The following is a 21,237-nucleotide window of genomic DNA, read 5'->3' as shown; positions in this document are numbered from 1 at the left end:
AAATGCCTTATCTTTTTTCATTACACAACTATTATTATAAGCTCTCACAACCCCATTCCCCTGTAGAGAAGCAAGACTGCGAGTCCTACAAACAAGACTACCGCTCCTAACCTCTGGCTGGTACTATACATCCGTCTTTCTCCTCGAACTGGAAAGATAATTGCTAGAAATGCTCCACCAACTGCTCCCCCGATATGGCCTGCTAGGCTGATTCCTGGAATCAGAACACTTCCAATAATATTAACCACAAAAAGTGTCAGATAGGATTGCCCCAACTGCTGGATATAAGGATTACGCGTAGCATAGCGAAGAATGATAATCGCGGCAAATAGCCCATAGAGAGAAGTAGAAGCTCCTGCTGCTAAGGATTTTGGACTAAATACAAAAACAAAGAGATTGCCCATCATTCCAGATAAGAGATAGAGAAAGAAAAACTTCTTGGATCCGAAAATTTCCTCTACTTGTCTACCAAGATAATAAAGGGAAAGCATATTAACAATGAAATGCTCCCAACCAATATGAACAAAAATGGCAGAAAAGAGACGCCAAATTTGCTCAGGAAAGAGGCGAATAGCTGGCCCATACATGGCTCCAAATCGAAATAATGTATCCGCCCTGTCAAAGTTTCCTCCTGTAGTCACCAACATTAGTAAAAACACCAAGGCCGTCACTAAGAGGAAGAAACTCGTCACAGGGTAACGTCTATCAAAGATTTCCTTCATCAATCAGAACCTCCTGAACAGGAATATCATGGTTTTCAGGGATAAAGTCCTGAATTTGACAAGGATATATCGTACTCAAAGTATGACCAGAAAAATGTTTCAGATAGCGATCATAATAACCTCCACCGTATCCTATCCGATATCCTTTCGTCGTAAAAACCAAGCCCGGAACATGAATCAAATCAATCTGAGAGGCATCCACCACTTCCAAATCTCCCTGTGGTTCCAGTAAGCCAAAGGAAGTTTTTACCAACTGTTGCGGATCATAGACTACAAAGTTCATGCGTCCCTTGGGATAAGTTTTGGGTATCAGAACCTTCTTGCCGTCCTTCAGCGCCTGCTCAATCAGTTCCTGCGTTTGAAACTCATGAGGAAAAGAGAGGTAGGTTGCGATGATCTTAGCTTCTTGGTAAAAGGGGTGTTGTAAAAGTCTTTCGGTTAAAGTTTGATCTATAAACTGTTTTTGCTCTTGAGATATAGCCTTCATTTCTCGCAAGACTTGCTTACGTAATTCCGATTTCATAGACAACCCCTCTATTCTGCTGCCTTCTTTTTCAGGAAACTAAAGACCGCATCCACCCCAATAGCTAATGCTTCTTCCTTAGGACTCATCTGAGGGTGATGAAGGGCGTAGGGACTATCAATACCTAGCCAGAACATAACGCCATCAACTTTTGAAAGGAGATAACCAAAGTCTTCACCTGTCATAGCAGGTTCGATATCAATCAACTCAATTCCGTCTTTTTCTTCAAAGAAGTCCATCAGTTCACGCGCCAAGGCTGGATGGTTCTCAACAGGCAGGTAACCACCTTGTTTGAGTTCCACTTCGACTTCCATATCGAAGGCAGCTGCAACCCCTTCTGCAACTGTTTTGACCCGCTTTTGCACCAAGAGACTCATGTCCTGTGTCAAAGCCCGAATAGTTCCATGCAAAAAGGCTGTGTCTGTGATGACATTATTGGTTGTTCCAGCTTGGAAAACTCCAAAGGTCACCACTGCTCCCTCGATTGGGTTGACATTGCGGCTGACAACTGACTGCACCTGGGTCACAAAGTAACTAGCAGCCACCAAAGCGTCATTGGCTTCATGTGGAAAGGCTGCGTGGCCACCTTTGCCTTTGAAACGAATCTTCACCTCACAAGTCCCTGCAAAGAGTGTATGAGTATTGGTCGCAATCTGACCAACCTTCAAATCTGGCCTAACATGAAGGCCATAAAACTGGTCTGGCAACCAGTCTCCAAAAGCGCCATCCTCATACATGAGCATGCCACCAGCTTCATTTTCTTCAGCAGGCTGAAACAAAAAGAGCAGATTGTTCTTTGGTTGCTCCTCAAGGGCTCGCTCAAGGCAGCCCAAGGCAATAGTCATGTGGAAATCATGGCCACAAGCGTGCATACGACCTTGGTGCTGAGAAGCGAAAGGAAGTCCTGTTTGTTCGACGATAGGCAGACCATCAATGTCTGTTCGCCAACCAATGGTACGCTCTGGCTGACTTCCCTGCAAGTAAACCAAAATACCTGTCCGCCAAGTACGAACTTGAACAAACTCCTTGCCCGCAGTCAATTTTTCAATCACATCCAGCAAATAAGCATGAGTCTTGAACTCCTCCAAGCCAATCTCTGGAATCTGGTGCAAATCTCGTCTAGTCTGAATCAAATCTAACATCTATCTATCCTCCGATATAGCAGAAAGAGGCTGGAAGAAGGGTTCCGCCTCTTTATTACTTTTACAATTATAAGGTACGAAGCGCATCCTCTAGCGCTGTTTTTTGTTGGGTTTGGGCATCAATCTCTTTGATAATGCGAGCTGGAACACCTGCTACCACCACGTTTTCTGGGACATCTTGGGTAACAATAGCTCCTGCTGCAACAACTGAACCACTACCGATTTGGACCCCTTCGATAACTACTGCATTGGCACCGATGAGAACATTGTCTCCAACACGGACTGGTTCTGCGCTAGCTGGCTCAATCACACCTGCAAGAACCGCACCTGCACCAACGTGACTGTTTTTCCCAACGATAGCACGGCCACCAAGGATGGCACCCATGTCAATCATAGTTCCTGCACCAATTTCAGCACCGATATTGATAACAGCCCCCATCATGATAACAGCATTGTCTCCAATTTCAACTTGGTCACGGATAATAGCACCTGGCTCGATACGAGCGTTGATAGCACGTTTGTCTAGCAAGGGAACTGCAGAATTGCGAGCATCTTGCTCAACAACATAGTCTTGATTTTCTACCAAACCATCGAGAAGCGGAGCCACGTCCTTCCAGTCTCCGAATAGAACATTTCCTAGTTTGACAACAGAGCTAGGTACAGCAGTTGCGAGTTGTCCCTCAAATGTTACTTTCACACTGGTTTTCTTTTCAGCATTGGCGATAAATTGGATAATTTCTTGAGCGTTCATTTTTGTAGCAGTCATAGGCGCCTCCTAGTTCATTTTAATGATACCTATTCTACCAAAAAAGGCCTCAAATTTGAAGCCTTTTTGTTTGTTTTTAGGTATGATTTTTAGGGATGTGAGATAAAACGTGCTGTCGGTAAAAGCAAGCCCCTACCGATACAACCTAAAAACACTCTTCACAACTATCTCCCCGTGTTTTATTGACTATTCTAGTATAGCACACTTTTAGAATTAAGAAAAGACTTTTTATTTACTTTCTTTCGCTTCTTCTATCGATAGGAAAATCATAGGTAAAATAATCAAGGCCATAGCTAGAAGAAGGGACCAATCCACTACTAAACCTAAAAATAAAACACTCAAAAGGGCAGAAGAGAGAGGTTCACTGGCACTAATAACGGAAACCACCAAAGGAGAAACCAAGGACACAGCCTTCATGGAAATAAAAAAAGCAAAAGCTGTCCCAAAGAAAGCAATAATGAGACAAATCAAGATACTCCAAATATCAGGAGTAAAGGAGAGCTTGTAAACAGGGGAAAGGACATTGCTAAACAAACCTGCCAAAATCATCCCCCACCCAACCGTGGGAACAAAACCATAACGCTTCGCAAAAGGTTGAGGTAAGATAACATTAAACATGACCCCCATGGCACTCAGCAAACCCGTCACAAGTGCTAGTGGTGTCATGGATAATTGAGAGAGATCTCCCTTTGTCGCCATCAGGCAAACACCCAACATGGCAACCAAAACATAAAGAATAGCACTTTTTGACGCTCGTTTTTGATAAACCAAGCGATTGTAAAAGAGGATAAAGACAGGGCTAATAAACTGTAAAATAGTTGCTGTCGCTGCATTAGAATATTCTACGCAGAGGTAGAAAAAATACTGAACTGAAAAAATCCCCAAAATAGCATAGGCTAAAAAGGGTAGGTAATTTTTCTTATCTCGCCAAATATCTAGCACTTGCGATTTTAATTGCACTGCAGACCAAATGAGCACAAGACTCCCTGCCAGTGTCAAACGCATAGAGGTAATCCAGCCAGAGGACACTTGATAATGAGTAAAGAAATATTCTCCTAAAATTCCACAGATTCCCCAGATTAAGCCGGATAGGAGCGAATAAATAGTTCCTTTAACAATCTTTTTCTGATACTGATTCATACCTTTATTGTAACACGAAAGGAAAAAAGAAAAAAGTGGCAATCAATGCCACTTTCCTATCTTCTACTATTTGGTTGTGTAGATGATGAACTTGATGTACTGCTAGAACTACTACTTGAACTTGGTGTAGATGAGAAACTACCAATAATACTTGACCAAGCATTTTGGTAATCTGCTTCACTTCCTCCAATAGCAAAGTGATAGCTTGTCGTAGGAGCTCCCGCCTTATTAGCCCAATAACTCGTTACAGTAGCCCCTGAAAGATCCACCGTTTTTCCATTAACGGATACTTTGCCCGGCTTTTGCCCTGTAGATTTGAGGACCTGAGATTGGGTCACACTAGAATCAAGATTAAAGCGTTCATTGCCCCAAACACCAGGCTCAGCCTGTTGGATAGCATTGACCAAGTAAGCCATATATTTGGCATTTCGATAATGCCCAGCCCCCTTAGCCATCGGGCGGTTGTCATCATGCCCTAGCCAACCACCTAGAGTCAATCTTGGTGTTGACAGCATGAGCCACATATTTTCATCTTCATTAGTTGTACCAGTCTTACCAATCCAGTCTGCACGAGCTAAGCTTGAATTGATAGAAGCCAAATCCGTTTGGAAACTTGAAGTGATCCGAGATGAAATCACCTCACGAAGCAAACTCTGCATAATTGTTGCCGTTGCCTTCGAGTACACTTGAACTGGTTTGTCTTGGAATTCATAGATTACTCTACCATCAGATGATTCAATCTTAGAAATCACATGTTTCTGATGGTAGACACCGTTATTAGCAATTGTTTGATAACCATTGGTATGCTGGGCGACTGTAACTTCAATACCACCACCCATAGGCAGACTTTCAATACCGTACTCCGGAATCTCGTAACCCATTTTCTCCATGTAACCCTTGACATCCACACCCTTCTCACGTAGCATGCGATAAGTCCAATAGGCTGGGATATTCCATGAATAGTTCAAGGCTTCACCCAGGGTCATCATACCTGTACCTGGACTGTTTACATACATGATAGGATTTCCATTAGAAAATTTTGTCGGATAATTTGACAAGATACTAGCGCTTCCCATCAAACCTTGGTCAATGGCAATACCGTAGGCCAGCAAAGGCTTGGTTGTAGAGGCTGGCGAACGCTTGGTATCAAAGGCGTGATTGTTTTGGTTTGTCTGATAGTTACGACCACCAACAAATCCTAGAACAGCCCCCGTTTTATTGTCCATCAAAACATTCCCTACTTCAGGCTGTCCAGTCGAATCATCTACCAAACGACCGTAGTTAGCAACTGCATTTTGCATGGCGTTATGGATTTTTTTGTTGATCGTTGTAGTGATTTTATAACCGCCATTACTTAGTTCCTGCTCAGCCCGCTCATGATAGGCCTTTTGAATCGACTCGTTTTTCAACTCTTGGCTAGAGACATTATCCTGCTGAACTAAATAATCATACATACGGTCTGTCGCTTCAGACATAGCTGTAAAGTAGAGATAATCTCTCGAAACAGCATTGACAGTTCCTGATGGCAAGAAGTCTTGTTTGAGATTATAATCCTTGTACTGGTCGTATTCTTCCTGAGTCAGAGCACCCGTACGGTACATGTTGTAGAGAACATCCTTGGCCCGCTTCAAACCAAGTTCTAAGTCGTCATCACTCTTTAACTCTCCAGTATTTTCATAAGGGGAATAAGTAATCGGACTCTGTGGCAAACCTGCTAGGAAGGCAGCTTGAGGAATACTCAGCTTGTTAGCATCGATACCGAAAATCCCTTCAGCAGCTTGCTGGGCACCAGCAATATTCTGCCCTTTATGATTTCGACCAAAGGGAGCAACATTGAGATAAGTCGTCAAGATTTCGTCCTTGCTCATGTTACGTTCCAAGGCAAGGGCATCGACAATTTCTGTAGCCTTACGAGCCAAAGTTGGAGCATCTCCGACTACTTGTTGCTTGATTAACTGTTGGGTCAAGGTCGAGCCTCCACTAGATGAGCCCAAACCTGCAAAGGTTCCCAAAGTCGCCCGAATCACAGCTTTTGGCACAACCCCATTATGTTCAAGGAAATGTTCGTCCTCAGTTGCAACAATAGCCTTTTTGAGATTGTCCGATATTTCCTCAGATGAGACAGAAGTTCTCAGTAAATCACTCTCGATAGAAGCAATGACACTCCCATCTGCATAAACAATTTCTGAGATAGAAGAAATATTTTTAACCTGCTTGACCAAGTCCTCCGATTGGGGAACCTTAGCCTTGTCAAACAAAGCAACTCCATAACCAAGAGCTACACCAGCACCAAAAAGTCCACCGATAAAGCCTAGAATAAAGAGAGTATTCAAAATTCCCTTGATAGCAGCTAAAATGCTACCTAAGATAGCCAGAACTTTCCCACCTGTCCCATCCGACTTCTTCTCTTCTGAGACTTTCTCTGATTTTTTATGATTTATTTTTGATTTTACTAGCTGGAAAAATTCCAGCATTTTTCGTTTTAATTCATTTAATTGATTTTGCATGGATTTCCTCACTCTATCTATTATACCATAAAAGGTAAACTTTCAATAAAATAGCCACTTTCTTCCTTATTCTACTAGGCTATTGCCCAAGTTTGTGATACAATAGGTAGAAACAATATTTTTAAAAAGGAGAAAAGACACATGCACATTTTTGATGAGCTAAAAGAGCGTGGTTTGATTTTTCAAACGACTGATGAAGAAGCTTTGCGTAAAGCCCTAGAAGAAGGTCAAGTTTCTTATTATACTGGCTACGATCCAACTGCTGACAGCCTTCACCTAGGCCACCTTGTCGCAATCTTGACAAGTCGTCGCTTGCAGCTAGCAGGTCACAAACCCTATGCGCTCGTTGGCGGTGCTACAGGTCTCATCGGAGATCCGTCCTTCAAAGATGCTGAACGTAGTCTCCAAACAAAAGACACAGTAGATGGCTGGGTCAAGTCTATCCAAGGACAACTTTCTCGTTTTCTTGACTTTGAAAATGGGGAAAACAAGGCTGTCATGGTCAACAACTACGACTGGTTTGGCAGCATCAGCTTCATTGATTTCCTCCGTGATATCGGAAAATACTTTACTGTCAACTACATGATGAGCAAGGAGTCTGTGAAAAAACGGATTGAAACAGGAATTTCTTACACTGAGTTCGCTTACCAAATCATGCAAGGTTACGACTTCTTCGTCCTTAACCAAGACCACAACGTAACGCTTCAAATCGGTGGTTCTGACCAGTGGGGAAATATGACAGCTGGTACTGAATTGCTTCGTCGTAAAGCTGATAAGACTGGTCACGTTATCACTGTACCACTGATTACCGATGCAACTGGTAAGAAATTTGGTAAATCAGAAGGAAACGCAGTTTGGCTCAATCCTGAAAAGACTTCTCCATACGAAATGTACCAATTCTGGATGAACGTGATGGACGCTGACGCTGTTCGTTTCTTGAAGATTTTTACTTTCTTGTCATTAGACGAGATTGAAGACATCCGTAAGCAATTCGAAGCAGCACCACACGAACGTTTGGCTCAAAAAGTCCTCGCTCGTGAAGTAGTAACACTTGTACATGGAGAAGAAGCTTACAAAGAAGCCCTTAACATCACTGAGCAACTCTTTGCAGGAAACATCAAAAACCTTTCTGTTAAAGAGCTCAAACAAGGACTTCGTGGAGTGCCAAACTACCAAGTTCAAGCAGATGAAAATCACAATATCGTGGAACTGCTCGTCTCATCTGGTGTGGTTAACTCAAAACGCCAAGCCCGTGAAGACGTCCAAAACGGAGCTATCTACGTCAACGGTGACCGCATCCAAGACCTTGACTATGTCTTGAGTGACGCTGATAAGTTAGAGAACGAACTGACTGTTATCCGTCGCGGCAAGAAGAAATATTTTGTATTGACTTACTAAACTGTTCAACATTTACCTATAAAAAAGGAGTTAACCTCGAGAAAGGTAACTCCTTTTTGTTGTTGATAACCACATCTATCTAGCCTTAATAGACAGGCTACGCAGGACTATGCGCAAGGTTGTTAGATTATGTAAGATAGAGAGATTTGAAGGACTGAGCCAATTAAATAAGCCAAAGCCAATCAAACTACTATTTACTACAACGGTATCTTGAATATTCTTCTTGATGAGTGTTTGCAAAGATGATGATAGCCAATCCAACTCTTGGAAGAAATCCAAACGATTATCTAACAATAAGATATCGCTCATCTGCTTAGAAATATCTGCACTCTCATTCATCACCACACCGATATCTGATAGGGTTAGAGCAGCTGAGTCATTCAAGCCATCTCCAACCATCAAAATAGTGTGACCTGCTTTCTGCAGTTCCTCTACTAACTCAAATTTTCCATCAGGTTTCAAGTCTGTATAGACCTGATCAAAGGGCAAATCTTTGACTAATTCCTCTGTTCTAACCAAGGTGTCCCCTGTTGCCAGAATCAATTTTTTCCCTTGTGCCTTAAGTTTCTCCAAGGCTGCTTTTGCTTCTTTTCTCAAAGGAGTATGAATGCAGAACATTCCAATCAATTCATTCTGATAAGCCAAGAATAAGAGATTGTAGTGACTCTTGTACTCTTCAATTAAAGCATTTTGTTCTGAACTGATATGAATCTGCTCATCCTGCATCAAGACATAATTCCCAATAAGAACTGGTTGCCCATCTATATGAGATTTGATCCCCTTGCTTGCAATATATTGGAGTTTCCCATGCATTTCCTCATGTTCAATCCCCTCTATCTCAGCTTGCTTGACGATGGCATTAGCAATAGGATGATAAATGTGTTCCTCAAGACAGGCACTGATTCTGAGAATATCTTCCTCACTATAGTCCCCAAAAGGTAACACCTTTTCAACTATAGGATAACTAGTTGTGATTGTTCCCGTCTTATCAAACAAGAAAGTATCAACTTCCAGGTATTTCTCCAGAACATCTCCATCCTTAATCACCATTTCACGATTCAACCCCTCCTTGATAGCTGTCAAATAAGCTACAGGAGTAGAGATTTTCAAAGCGCAGGAGAAATCGACCAATAGGAAAGAAATAGCCTTAGAAAAAGAACCTGTCAATAGGTAAGTCAGCCCAGCCCCCAAGAAATTATATTTGACGACCTTATCCGCCATCTTGATGAAATAGCGTTGTTTCGTTTTCTTGTTTTCTTCAGATTTCTTCATCAACTCAATCAGTTGTAAAATCCGGCTGTTCATCTGATTATCGGTTACACGAATGCGTAACTCTCCAGTTTCTAATACTGTATTTGCACAAACCAAATCAGACTCTCTTTTTTCAACTGGAAAACTCTCTCCCGTCAAGGAACTTTCGTTGACCATACCTAAACCTGAAACTACTTGTCCATCAAACAGAATTTCATTTCCTTGAGATAGGACCAAGACATCTCCTATTTGAACATCGGAACTCTTGATACTAACAACCGTATCGCCCTGTACTAAGAATACATCGCTCTCTTTTGCAAGAAGGCTTTGTTCTAAATCTGTTGCAGTTTTTTTCAAGGACCACTGATCTAAATGATTCCCCAAATCAAGCATAAACATGATATTGCTAGCTGTCTTGGATTGGTTCATAAACAAGGACAATAAAATCGCCGAACAGTCCAAGACCTCCATCGTTAGTTCCTTACGCGCTAGTGTTTGATAGGCTTCTCTAATATAGCCAAAAGCCTGATAACAAGTCCATATATAGCGAATAGGATACGGCACAAAACTACGAAAAAGTATACGCTTAATCGCTGCACCTGAAACAATAGAATAAGCACTCTCTTCTCTACGAATGGGAAGAGTCATCAACTCAGAAACTTTCCCTTTATCAATTCTTTTTAAAAAGGCTTCTGCATTATCTAATACAGAAAAGCCTTCTTTTATACGTAGAGTAAAGTGCTGTTGATCCATGTAAAACTGGATAGACTCAATCCCCTTTTCATCTCTCGCCAAGGAACGAAGATAGTCTTGAATATCCAAGGTGAGTGAAAAAGAAGATGATAGTCGGATATGTTGGTATCCTCTATGTAGCACTTTAAAAGACATATTATTCTCCTATAAGGCTATCTAATTGCTCTTCTTTTTTCTCTTGCTCGTACAAATATTTGGCATCTTGCAAGACATCGTCTCCATGTTGTTTCACAACAGAAACAGATGCATCTAGCCCGTCTTTCAACTTGTAAGCCTTAGCCAAAGCTTTAGAATAACCTTTTTTAGCTTCCTTACTTGCTAAGATTTTCAAGCCAAGGGTACCAAATGCGACACCACCCAAAAAGAGTGATGATTTTTTCGCAACTTTTGCAACGGTTAATACTTCTTTTAACATACTTATTTCCTCCTTATCATTATTATATAGAAATTTCGATATAAAAGCAATTTTATTCTATAAATTGGAGAATTAGTTTTATTTCTACTGAATCTCCCATCTACTTATTCCTAAAGTTGCTTTCATTTGCCTCTTTTGATACACTTAAACTATGAATACAAATCTCAAACCCAAACTTCAACGTTTTGCTTCTGCTACTGCCTTTGCCTGTCCCATCTGTCAAGAAAAGCTACCTCTAGTAGCTAGCAGTCTCAAGTGTAGCAATCACCATTCTTTTGATCTGTCAAAATTCGGCTATGTCAATCTGGCACCTCAAATCAAGCAATCTGCCAACTACGACAAGGAAAACTTCCAAAATCGCCAGCAAATCCTAGAAGCTGGATTTTATCAAGCTATTCTAGAGGCTGTATCTGATTTACTTTCAAACTCAAAAAATGCCAAAACAATTTTAGATATCGGTTGTGGTGAAGGTTTCTATTCTCGTAAACTCCAAGAAAGCCATCCTGACAAAACCTTCTATGCCTTCGACATTTCCAAAGATTCCGTCCAAATCGCTGCCAAGAGCGAACCCAACTGGGCAGTCAATTGGTTCGTTGGTGACTTGGCACGACTTCCTATAAAAGACGCCAGTATGGATATCCTGCTTGATATCTTCTCACCTGCCAACTATGGAGAATTTCGTCGCGTTTTATCCAAAGACGGTATCTTGATAAAGGTTATTCCAACTAAAAATCACCTCAAGGAAATCCGTCAGAAGGTACAAGACCAGCTGACAAACAAGGACTATTCCAACCAAGATATCAAAAATCATTTCCAAGATCACTTTACCATCCTATCTAGTCAAACTGCCTCACTAACCCAGTCTATCACAGCAAAGCAGCTCCAAGCCCTACTCAGTATGACTCCTCTCCTCTTTCACATCGACCAGAGCAAGATTGACTGGAGCCAACTGACAGAGATTACCATTGAAGCAGAGATTTTGGTTGGGAGAGAACTATAATTGACACAAAAAACCGCATTTCAAGAAGATCTGCGGTTTTAAATTTCAATTTTTAAACTATCTATCCCAAAAGTCTAAAACATTTAAAGCTTTTAGCTTCTCCATTTATTTTCGATTCGAAATAAAAAACTTATCAATAAATAGCAAGTGAAATAAGGCAAGTGTAATTCCCGATAAGCACCCATGATAAGAGATTTCTTGATGGGTAAGGGGGTAAAGATTACTATTACCCGCCAAGAGGCATGTTAAAATAACAAATAGTATCCAAAATAAATCAGTCCATTTATATTTTGAAAAATATTTTTTCCACATAAGAACACCTTCTTTCCTACAATCATATTATAATACTTTGTGTAAGCGAATACAAGAAATATGAGGTAATCAACTACGAAGAAATATAGGGCTGAAGACAGTGAAAACCAGCATTTTAAGCGCTGGTTTACTGTTTTAAACTAGGTTTCTTACAAGCTTACTAACACTTAGCTTTTAAAAAAGTTAGTTTTTGAAGCGCTTGGATAAATAGAATCTAGAAAACAGAAAAAACTAAAAAGAATGTAGGGAAGTAAACCCTACATTCTTAAAATAACTTAGTACATAAATGATAATGCTGTCGCCGCCATCAATATTGCAAGAATTATTTTCCAAATTTTTTTATTTTTTCCAAAAATCTTATCAGGTAACAAGCTTATTACAAGAAAGGTAATAAACAACACCAATTTTATATATATCATAAAAACACCTTCTTTCTTATAATTATATTATAATACTTTATGTAAACGAATACAATAAATATGAGGTGTTCAACTACGAAGAAATAGAAGGATGAAAGACAGTAAAAACCAGCTTTTTAAGCGCTGGTTTACTGTTTTAAACTAGGTTTCTTACAAAGCTTACTAACACTAAGCTTTAAAAAAAGTTAGTTTTTGAAGTTGATTAAGTGTTAACTTTCCAAACGGAACTTTTTTTTTATTTTTCAATCCCCAATAACTGAGGGCAAGTAATGCTACAACCCAAGCAAAAGTGATCCCCAAACTGTCAAAATTCAATTTAAAATCTGGTTTATTAAAGAAATCTACATAAACTCCTAAGAAGGTTGTATCCATGAATTTCTTGACCTCTGAGCTAACTTGAGCAAACATTGGCAAGAATGAGAGACCAAGCATTGGAATCAAACCATAAACCTGAGCTTGCGTTTGTGTCTCTGAAATAGCTCCAATCACCAAATTTAAGAGGATTGTACATAATGCTACCAGAGAAGCTACTACAAGGTATACAGGATAATCTTTTGCGAAATCCACTTCAACCATAATAGGGAAGGAAATAACTGAAGCCAAGGCAAAGATTACAGGATAAAACAACACTGAAACAAGATATTCTCCACGGCGAACTCCGCTTAAAATAAGTGTTTTAAAAATTCTTTTTTCTTTTTCCTCTGCAATAGAGTTTGAAATCATTGACCCAGAAGAAAATGAGAATGCCATTGTTAAAGAGCTATACAATAGTACTTTCCCTTGAGTGCCATCTGTATTCATAAAATTTTGGAAGAGTAGAACCATAAAGAATGGGAATACTACCTGTACCAAAGTGTTTTTGTTTGTTAATAATACTTGTGTCCTCAACCAGATAAGGGCTAAAATTCTCTTAAACATCTAATTTTTCTCCTGTCAATTTAATAAAAATATCTTCTAAAGTTGGTTCACATGAGTGAATCGTCATCATTTTTTTATAATCTTCTTGCTGCAAGTCTTCAAAGCGCACTACCTTTTTAGTAGAATCACTATAGGTTACTGCAACATTCTTTTCTGTGTTGTATTTTTGGATAATTTCGCCTGGGCTTCCTTGTTCAATAAGATCACCTTTATTCAAAAGAGCTAGGTTATCACATAATAAAGTCGCCTCATTCATATCATGAGTAGTTAAGAAAATGGTTGTTCCTCTTTCCTTTAACTCTTGTAGTAATTTGTGAATCTTCTTTGAGGTGGTGGGATCTAACCCACTTGTAGGTTCATCTAAAAATAGAACTTTAGGGTAATTGATTAAAGCACGAGCTAAAAGCATTCGTTGACGCATTCCTGTAGAAAGCTTCTCAGCTGGAGTGTCTTTACTATCATACAGACCAACTTGTTTTAGAATTTCTTCAATTCGAGATTTTGAAACTCCGTATAGTCTTGCAAATAGCAACAAGTTATTGTACAAACTTAATTTTTCGTAATAACCACTTGTGTCACCTACTAAACCTAACTCTTCAAAATCTGACGGAAGTAATTTTTGAGAATCTTTCCCTAATAATTCTGTCTTTCCGCTGTTAGCCTGTAGCTGTCCTGTCAGAATATTGATCATTGTTGTTTTTCCTGAGCCAGATGGACCTAGGAATCCAAAAATTTCTCCTTCGTTTATTGAAAAACTAATTTGATTTAAAGCAACATTATCTCCAAATCGCTTTGTAACTCTTTCTACCTTAATCATTGTATTACCTCTTTCTAATTTTAATTTCTATTTTAGAAACTTCACTCACTCCCATCGGTTATGTCAACAACTCTAATTCTAGGCTTTAAGTTGGAGTCCATTTTGATTTCCCTCATTTCATTTGGAAGCAAGAGAACTAATTTGAGCAATTTCTCATCAAGTGTCACTTTACATAGGCGTCTGCTATCTAGACTATTTTTGATAATCAGATAGTCCTTCTTGACAAACTTTTCATCCATATAATAGTCAATTGTTTTTACCATATTTTCCTCCCGCCTGCTAATCTACATCCCGTTTAAATAGTAATGGTTCTAGCACTGCGCTCTTCTTAACTTATTTACAATAACAGTATATACCTTACGAGAGTAAAAAAACAGGACATAAATGTCCACTGACATTTATGTCCTGTTTTTAAATTGAAATTATGGAAAATCCTTATTTTTTTCCTCTATCACTCGATTTTTAAAATTCATGTCATTCAAAAATTCTGCTCCGTTAATAGCTTTTTCATAGTATTGTAGGGCTTTTTCTTTATCTTTTTCTCCGTATAAGTAATATTTTGCTTCAATGAAGTCTACAGTTGGTTTTAAACTAGTATCTCCGATGTCAATCATAATTTCTCTTAACATACTCAATATTTCAGGTATAAATTCATGATAATCGATGTCAAGTTGATAAAATATTAAACCTAGTAGTACTCTTTGAAGCAAGTGAATATAGTTTGTATCATCATAGTTTGTTTGAGATACAATATTTAGACAAACTTTTTTTAAAGTTATTTCATCTCGTTCTGATTTAACAGCTAGAGATAAAAAATATAAGTACAATATCAGTAGATCATTTGTCGAATATTCTGTTCGTAACATTGTTTGTTCAAAATATTCCTCAATTAAACCTTCTCCAAATTCGGCATTTTCAGAAACATATACATCATCAATGGCTTGTAGGACTTCAACTGATACTTGCTCATCTTCAGGAAGTTGGTCATAAAAACGTTCTTGAATTTCTTCAAAGATAGCCTCCCGCTGGCGGATTTTTTCTTCATCTCCATAAATAGATTGACGAATCAACTTCGTTTTTAGTTTTAAATACTCTTTAGGAACAATTAGTAATCGTTCATCAATTAACTGAGATATCGGAACTCCTAACACTCCAGCTATATAGTCTAGTTTAGCTAAACTGGGCAAGTTATTTCCTGTTTCAATTCGGCCCAACTGACGAACAGTAAGTTCTTTTTCATCTCCACAAAAGGCTTCCCTACTCAAGCCTTTTTCAGTCCGTAAGGTACGAATTCGTTTTCCTATTTCTAAATTACTCATAATGCGCCTCTTCAAATTCTAATTTGACATTCAAATAACTACTTGTATACGTTTCCATTTTAACACACTTTCCTACAATTTTCAGAAAAAATAATTATAACGAATAGTTTTAAGCAACTATCTTATATAATTGCCCCATTTCAATAAAGTATCTGAGGTCCATTTCTACTCAAGCATTCAAAAAAGCGAATTTCAATCGAAATTCGCTTTATAGGAAAGTGTATTAGTATAAATCTTGTATCTTAGTTCAAGTGCCAGATATCTTCGTTGTACTGAGCGATTGTACGGTCAGATGAGAAGAATCCTGCTTTAGAAATGTTAACGATAACTTTATCCAACCATGCGTCACGGTCTTCGTAGTCAGCCAACATTTGCTCTTTGACTTTGATGTAGTCTTCCAAGTCAAGAAGAGTCATGAACCAGTCTTTGTTGATCAATTCATTGTAAAGACGTTCCAAGCGCTCTTTGTTTCCAGCTGCAAGAACTGCATCGCTAACGATGAAGTCAACCAATGGTTTGATAGCTTTACGAGCGTAGAATTCGCTTGATTTGTAAGCTGCTTTTGCGTAAAGGTCGATAACAGTTTCTGAATCTTCACCAAAGATGTAGATGTTTTCGTCACCAACCAACTCAGCGATTTCCACGTTAGCTCCGTCCATAGTACCAAGAGTCAAAGCTCCGTTCAACATGAATTTCATGTTACCAGTACCTGAAGCTTCTTTAGAAGCAAGTGAGATTTGTTCTGAGATATCACATGCTGGGATAAGGAAGCTTGCTGCAGTAACGTTGTAGTTTTCAACCATAACTACTTGCAAGTGTGGAGCTACTGCTGGATCGTTTGCAATAACTTCTGACATGCAAAGGATCAAGTGGATGATGTCTTGAGCGATTGTGTATGCTGGAGCTGCTTTACCACCAAAGAAGATTGTGATTGGGCGAGCAGGGATGTTACCAGCTTTGATGTCAAGGTATTTGTGGATGACGTACAAAGCGTTCATTTGTTGGCGTTTGTACTCGTGAAGGCGTTTGATTTGGATATCAAAGATAGAGTTTGTATTGATTTCCACACCTTGGTGTTCTTTCAAGTGACGAGCCAATTTACGTTTGTTGTGAGCCTTGATGCTTTCCAATTTTTCTTTGACAGCTGCTTTGTCTTCATAAGACAAGAGTTTTTCAAGCTCATCAGCTTCATGGTGCCAACCTTCTCCAAGAATCTCATCCAAGTAGTGAGACAATCTTGGGTTAGCATGCATGAGCCAACGACGGAAAGTAATACCGTTTGTTTTGTTGTTGAATTTTTCTGGGTAAAGGTCGTAGAAGGCTTTTAACTCAGAGTTCTTCAAGATTTCAGTGTGAAGTGCTGCAACCCCGTTAACGCTGTATCCGTAGTGGATATCCATGTGAGCCATGTGAACACGTCCGCTCTCGTCAATAATTTGAACAGCTGGATCTTTGTATTCTGCTTTCACACGACGGTCCAATTCTTCGATGATTGGTACCAAGTGAGGAACCACTTCTTGCAAGAATTCAAGAGGCCATTTTTCAAGGGCTTCAGCAAGGATTGTGTGGTTAGTGTAGGCAGTCATGCTACGAACGATTGAGATTGCTTCGTCAAGTTCGATACCACGAGCAGTCAAAAGACGGATCAATTCAGGGATAACCATTGATGGGTGAGTATCATTGATTTGTACAACTGCGTAGTCAGCAAGGTCATGCAAGTTGCTTCCTTTTTCGATTGCTTCGTCGATGATCAATTGCGCACCGTTTGAAACCATGAAGTATTGTTGGAAGATACGGAGCAATTCACCTTGACGGTCACTATCATCTGGGTAAAGGAAAAGAGTCAAGTTGCGAGCGATATCTGTCTTGTCAAAGTTGATACCGTCTTTAATGATTGAAGAGTCAACTGAATCCAAGTCAAACAAACGCAAGCGGTTCTTCGTTTCTGTCTTGTAACCAGGTACATCGATATCGTAAAGAGTTGATGTCAATGTGAAGTGAGCAAATGGTACTTGGTAGCTACGGCTTGAGCGAACCAACCAGTTTTGCTCTGTCAACCATGCGTTTGGAATTGTTTCTTGTTGGTTATTTTTAAGAACTTGTTGGAAAAGACCGTAGTGGTAGTTAAGACCAACACCGTCACCGTTCAAACCAAGAGTAGCAATTGAGTCGATAAAGCAGGCAGCCAAACGTCCCAAACCACCATTACCAAGAGATGGTTCCAATTCAACTTCTTCAACTTCGATCAAGTCTTTACCTGCAGCTGCAAGTTCTTTTTTAACATCGTCGTAAAGACCAAGGTTGATCAAGTTGTTTGACAAGAGTTTACCAATCAAGAACTCAGCTGAGATGTAGTAAACTTTCTTTTTACCAGTGTTAACTGGTTTTTGGCTGCTTGCAAGCTTGCTGTAATTAAGAAGAGCCAGGTAAAGCTCTTCATTGCTACATTCTGCAATGGTTTTATTGTAACGATTTTGTACAAATTCTTGTAGTGATAACATGTTTAAGGTGTCTCCTGATATTGTATTATTTCTTTAATTCTACCAAATTTTCATTGATTCGGCGATAGATTGTTGTCAAGTCAAGCAAGCCTTCCTCGACAGCTGGTGTCAATTGATCCTCAGTCATACGCCAAGACCAGTTTCCACCAAGGGTAGATGGGAAGTTCATACGAGCTGCCTCATCCAATTCAAGCAAATCTTGCATAGTTGCAATTGCCATGAAGCTAACTGATGAAAAGACTGTACGAAGCATAGCGTGTGGCACTGTTTCGTATTCTTTACGGTTAGTGTAGCGAGCCATGTATTCACGAGTCGCATCATCGATCTCGTTACGGTACCAACCAAGGACCGTATTGTTATCATGTGTTCCTGTGTACATAACTGAGTTAGCAGGTGCCAAGTGTGGGCTATCGATGCTTTCGTCTTCTGGGTTGAAGGCAAATTGAAGAATCTTCATTCCTGGGAAGCCAGTACGTTCACGCAATTCGATCACTTCATCAGTCATGAAACCAAGATCTTCTGCGATGATGTTTAGCTCACCAAGTTCTTCCTTAACGGCTGCAAAAAGCTTGTAGCCAGGACCTTTCACCCACTCACCAGGTGCTGCTGTATCGGAACCAGCAGGGATTTCCCAGTAAGATTCGAAACCACGGAAGTGGTCGATACGAACGATGTCGTAGATTTTGAAGCTTTCACGCAAGCGTTCAATCCACCATTTGTAGCCGTCTTTGTCCATTGCTTCCCAGTCATAGATTGGGTTACCCCAAAGCTGACCAGTTGCAGAAAATTCATCTGGTGGGCATCCTGCGATGCAAGTCGCCTTACCGTTAACATCTGTCTTAAAGAGATGTGGATTTGCCCACATATCGCTTGAATCTTCCGCTACGTAGATTGGCATGTCCCCAACGATTTCGATGTGGTTGTCGTTAGCGTAAGCTTTCAATTTCAACCATTGTTGGAAGAAGAAGTATTGAGTCACACGGTGGTAAACCAACTTGTCTGCCAATTGCTCACGGTAGCTTTCAAGTGCTGAAGCTTTACGAGCACGAGCATCTGCATCTGGCCATTCAGTCCAAGCAAGATTATCAAAATGCTCTTTGATAGCCATATACTCTGCAAAGAGTTCAAGCCATGATTGGTTGTCTTGAGCAAATTTCTCAAAATCTTTAACATCTCCTACTTCCAAGAAACGTTTTACCGCTTTTTCTAAAAGAGGACGACGTGCATAGTAGATTTTCGCATAATCAACTTCAGACGCATCACTACCAAAGTCAACCCCTTCAAGGTCACTTGCTTGCAACAAGCCTTGTTCCACCAAGATATCTAAATCGATAAAATGAGTGTTCCCTGCGAAGGCTGAGAAAGATTGGTAAGGAGAATCTCCGTAACTAGTTGTTCCTAGTGGAAGGATTTGCCAGTAACGTTGTTTTGTGCGAACCAAGAAATCAACGAAGTCGTAAGCACTTTTACCAAATGATCCGATTCCGTATGCCCCTGGAAGAGAAGAAATGTGCATCAACACACCACTTTGACGTTTTTTCATAATAAGCACCTCATGTGTTTATAGTTAGATATTACATTTTTATGAGCGCAAACGTTTGCGCTATTACTAGTATAGCTCATTTTCTCGATAAATGCAAGCGGTTTTAAGTAACTTTTTTGATTATTTTTTAAAAATTTTTTCTTCTTACTCGTATATATATTCTTTCAGGCAACAAACAAAATAGGAATAAGGGTTTCACTTATCTCATTAAGCAAAAATAAAGCGAGAATCCTCTCTGGTTTCCATTTGTAAATTAGGCAATCGTTTTCTCAACTTTTTTTAAATTTAAAACAAAACGGATTTTTTGGATTTTCTACTATTATATGACGATGAAGCGTTTACTTTTTTCACAATTTTTTAAAAAATTTTTACAAAAAACACTTGCAACCGCTTTCCGATTGTGCTATACTAGTCCCATAAAGGAAAACGTTTGCGTTTCCTCATTATAAAATTTGTTATTCTTTAGGAGGAATACACTATGTCATCTAAATTCATGAAGAGCGCTGCTGTGCTTGGAACTGTTACACTTGCTAGCTTGCTTTTGGTAGCTTGCGGAAGCAAAACTGCTGATAAGCCTGCTGATTCTGGTTCATCTGAAGCGAAAGAACTCACTGTATATGTAGACGAGGGATATAAGAGCTATATTGAAGAGGTTGCTAAAGCTTATGAAAAAGAAACTGGAGTAAAAGTCACTCTTAAAACTGGTGATGCTCTAGGAGGTCTTGATAAACTTTCTCTTGACAACCAATCTGGTAATGTCCCTGATGTTATGATGGCTCCATACGACCGTGTAGGTAGCCTTGGTTCTGACGGACAACTTTCAGAAGTGAAATTGAGCGATGGTGCTAAAACAGACGACACAACTAAATCTCTTGTAACAGCTGCTAATGGTAAAGTTTACGGTGCTCCTGCCGTTATCGAGTCACTTGTTATGTACTACAACAAAGACTTGATAAAAGAAGCTCCAAAAACTTTTGCTGACTTAGAAAACCTTGCTAAAGATAGCAAATATGCCTTCGCTGGTGAAGATGGAAAAACTTCTGCTTTCCTAGCTGACTGGACAAACTTCTACTATGCATACGGACTTCTTGCTGGTAACGGCGCTTACGTATTCGGTCAAAACGGTAAGGACGCTAAAGATATCGGTCTTGCCAACGACGGCGCTATCAAAGGTATAGAATACGCTAAATCTTGGTATGAAAAATGGCCTAAAGGTATGCAAGATACTGAAGGAGCTGGAAACCTAATCCAAACTCATTTCCAAGAAGGTAAAACAGCTGCTATCATCGACGGACCTTGGAAAGCCCAAGCCTTCAAAGATGCTAAAGTAAACTACGGTGTTGCGACTATCCCAACTCTTCCAAACGGAAAAGAATATGCTGCATTTGGTGGTGGTAAAGCTTGGGTCATCCCTCAAGCCACTAAGAACCTTGAAGCTTCTCAAAAATTTGTAGACTTCCTTGTTTCAACTGAACAACAAAAAGTATTATACGATAAGACTAACGAAATCCCAGCTAACACTGAGGCTCGTTCATACGCTGAAGGTAAAAACGATGAGTTGACAACAGCTGTTATCAAACAGTTCAAGAACGCTCAACCAATGCCAAACATCTCTCAAATGTCTGCAGTTTGGGATCCAGCGAAAAATATGCTCTTTGATGCTGTAAGTGGTAAGAAAGATGCGAAAACAGCTGCTAACGACGCTGTAACATTGATCAAAGAAACAATCAAACAAAAATTTGGTGAATAAAAAATTTGTTCAAGGGGGGTGGAATTCAAATCCCCCTTTGA

18 protein-coding genes are annotated in these 21,237 nt (G+C 39.7%); 3 read left to right on the top strand and 15 right to left on the bottom strand.

The window, feature by feature from the left end; translation table 11 throughout:
- Positions 1-44: 44 nt before the first annotated feature.
- From ACLNCW_RS04395 to pbp1b, 6 genes are all read right to left on the bottom strand, one after another.
- Positions 45-722: a rhomboid family intramembrane serine protease gene (locus ACLNCW_RS04395; RefSeq protein ID WP_033687455.1), complete on the bottom strand. Its 678-nt coding sequence runs from the start codon at positions 720-722 to the stop codon at positions 45-47.
- Positions 706-1,245, bottom strand: a complete 540-nt coding sequence (locus tag ACLNCW_RS04390; RefSeq protein ID WP_033685314.1) for a 5-formyltetrahydrofolate cyclo-ligase — start codon at positions 1,243-1,245, stop codon at positions 706-708. The genes ACLNCW_RS04395 and ACLNCW_RS04390 overlap by 17 nt, the downstream gene beginning before the upstream one ends.
- Positions 1,246-1,256: 11 nt before the next feature.
- On the bottom strand, positions 1,257-2,387 hold the full coding sequence (locus ACLNCW_RS04385) for an N-acetyldiaminopimelate deacetylase (RefSeq protein ID WP_033685315.1): 1,131 nt from the start codon (positions 2,385-2,387) through the stop codon (positions 1,257-1,259).
- Positions 2,388-2,454: 67 nt separating this feature from the next.
- Positions 2,455-3,153 carry a 2,3,4,5-tetrahydropyridine-2,6-dicarboxylate N-acetyltransferase gene (gene dapD, locus ACLNCW_RS04380; RefSeq protein WP_000127460.1) on the bottom strand — a complete coding sequence of 233 codons (699 nt, stop codon included), beginning with the start codon at positions 3,151-3,153 and terminating at the stop codon, positions 2,455-2,457.
- A 228-nt stretch (positions 3,154-3,381) separates the two neighbouring features.
- Entirely contained in the window at positions 3,382-4,293 is a 912-nt protein-coding gene (locus ACLNCW_RS04375; RefSeq protein ID WP_024056840.1) for a DMT family transporter, read from the bottom strand.
- A 56-nt stretch (positions 4,294-4,349) separates the two neighbouring features.
- Complete coding sequence (gene pbp1b, locus ACLNCW_RS04370) at positions 4,350-6,800, bottom strand: penicillin-binding protein PBP1B (RefSeq protein ID WP_424845423.1); 2,451 nt, start codon at positions 6,798-6,800, stop codon at positions 4,350-4,352.
- A gap of 141 nt (positions 6,801-6,941) precedes the next feature.
- Between pbp1b and tyrS the strand changes: the two genes are divergently transcribed.
- Positions 6,942-8,198: a tyrosine--tRNA ligase gene (gene tyrS / locus ACLNCW_RS04365; RefSeq protein WP_000546884.1), complete on the top strand. Its 1,257-nt coding sequence runs from the start codon at positions 6,942-6,944 to the stop codon at positions 8,196-8,198.
- 75 nt (positions 8,199-8,273) lie between these two features.
- On the opposite strand, the gene ACLNCW_RS04360 is transcribed toward tyrS, so the two are convergent.
- A complete protein-coding gene (locus ACLNCW_RS04360) occupies positions 8,274-10,337 on the bottom strand; it encodes a heavy metal translocating P-type ATPase (protein WP_237447294.1) in 2,064 nt (687 codons plus the stop codon).
- Between the two features lies 1 nt (position 10,338).
- Positions 10,339-10,617 carry a DUF6110 family protein gene (locus ACLNCW_RS04355; RefSeq protein WP_000910910.1) on the bottom strand — a complete coding sequence of 93 codons (279 nt, stop codon included), beginning with the start codon at positions 10,615-10,617 and terminating at the stop codon, positions 10,339-10,341.
- A gap of 151 nt (positions 10,618-10,768) precedes the next feature.
- On the opposite strand from ACLNCW_RS04355, the gene ACLNCW_RS04350 reads away from it, so the two are divergent.
- Complete coding sequence (locus ACLNCW_RS04350) at positions 10,769-11,617, top strand: methyltransferase domain-containing protein (protein WP_045610942.1); 849 nt, start codon at positions 10,769-10,771, stop codon at positions 11,615-11,617.
- 105 nt (positions 11,618-11,722) lie between these two features.
- Here ACLNCW_RS04350 and ACLNCW_RS04345 read toward each other — a convergent pair whose 3' ends face one another.
- From ACLNCW_RS04345 to malQ, 7 genes are all read right to left on the bottom strand, one after another.
- Positions 11,723-11,929, bottom strand: a complete 207-nt coding sequence (locus tag ACLNCW_RS04345; RefSeq protein WP_000265676.1) for a hypothetical protein — start codon at positions 11,927-11,929, stop codon at positions 11,723-11,725.
- Between the two features lie 587 nt (positions 11,930-12,516).
- Entirely contained in the window at positions 12,517-13,266 is a 750-nt protein-coding gene (locus ACLNCW_RS04340; protein WP_084928354.1) for an ABC transporter permease, read from the bottom strand.
- On the bottom strand, positions 13,259-14,083 hold the full coding sequence (locus tag ACLNCW_RS04335) for an ABC transporter ATP-binding protein (RefSeq protein ID WP_261250912.1): 825 nt from the start codon (positions 14,081-14,083) through the stop codon (positions 13,259-13,261). The genes ACLNCW_RS04340 and ACLNCW_RS04335 overlap by 8 nt, the downstream gene beginning before the upstream one ends.
- Before the next feature lie 41 nt (positions 14,084-14,124).
- Positions 14,125-14,346, bottom strand: a complete 222-nt coding sequence (locus ACLNCW_RS04330) for a hypothetical protein (protein WP_033679542.1) — start codon at positions 14,344-14,346, stop codon at positions 14,125-14,127.
- A gap of 159 nt (positions 14,347-14,505) precedes the next feature.
- Positions 14,506-15,402 carry a helix-turn-helix domain-containing protein gene (locus ACLNCW_RS04325; RefSeq protein ID WP_261250915.1) on the bottom strand — a complete coding sequence of 299 codons (897 nt, stop codon included), beginning with the start codon at positions 15,400-15,402 and terminating at the stop codon, positions 14,506-14,508.
- Positions 15,403-15,644: 242 nt separating this feature from the next.
- Complete coding sequence (gene glgP / locus ACLNCW_RS04320) at positions 15,645-17,903, bottom strand: glycogen/starch/alpha-glucan family phosphorylase (protein WP_261250917.1); 2,259 nt, start codon at positions 17,901-17,903, stop codon at positions 15,645-15,647.
- 25 nt (positions 17,904-17,928) lie between these two features.
- A complete protein-coding gene (gene malQ / locus ACLNCW_RS04315) occupies positions 17,929-19,446 on the bottom strand; it encodes a 4-alpha-glucanotransferase (RefSeq protein WP_000747274.1) in 1,518 nt (505 codons plus the stop codon).
- 478 nt (positions 19,447-19,924) lie between these two features.
- On the opposite strand from malQ, the gene ACLNCW_RS04310 reads away from it, so the two are divergent.
- A complete protein-coding gene (locus ACLNCW_RS04310; protein WP_000095474.1) occupies positions 19,925-21,196 on the top strand; it encodes a maltodextrin ABC transporter substrate-binding protein in 1,272 nt (423 codons plus the stop codon).
- Positions 21,197-21,237 lie beyond the last annotated feature (41 nt).

The organism is Streptococcus sp. CL6.22, from assembly GCF_049738055.1.
GTDB lineage: Bacteria > Bacillota > Bacilli > Lactobacillales > Streptococcaceae > Streptococcus > Streptococcus mitis_DJ.
This window is presented reverse-complemented; position numbering and strand designations above follow the sequence as displayed.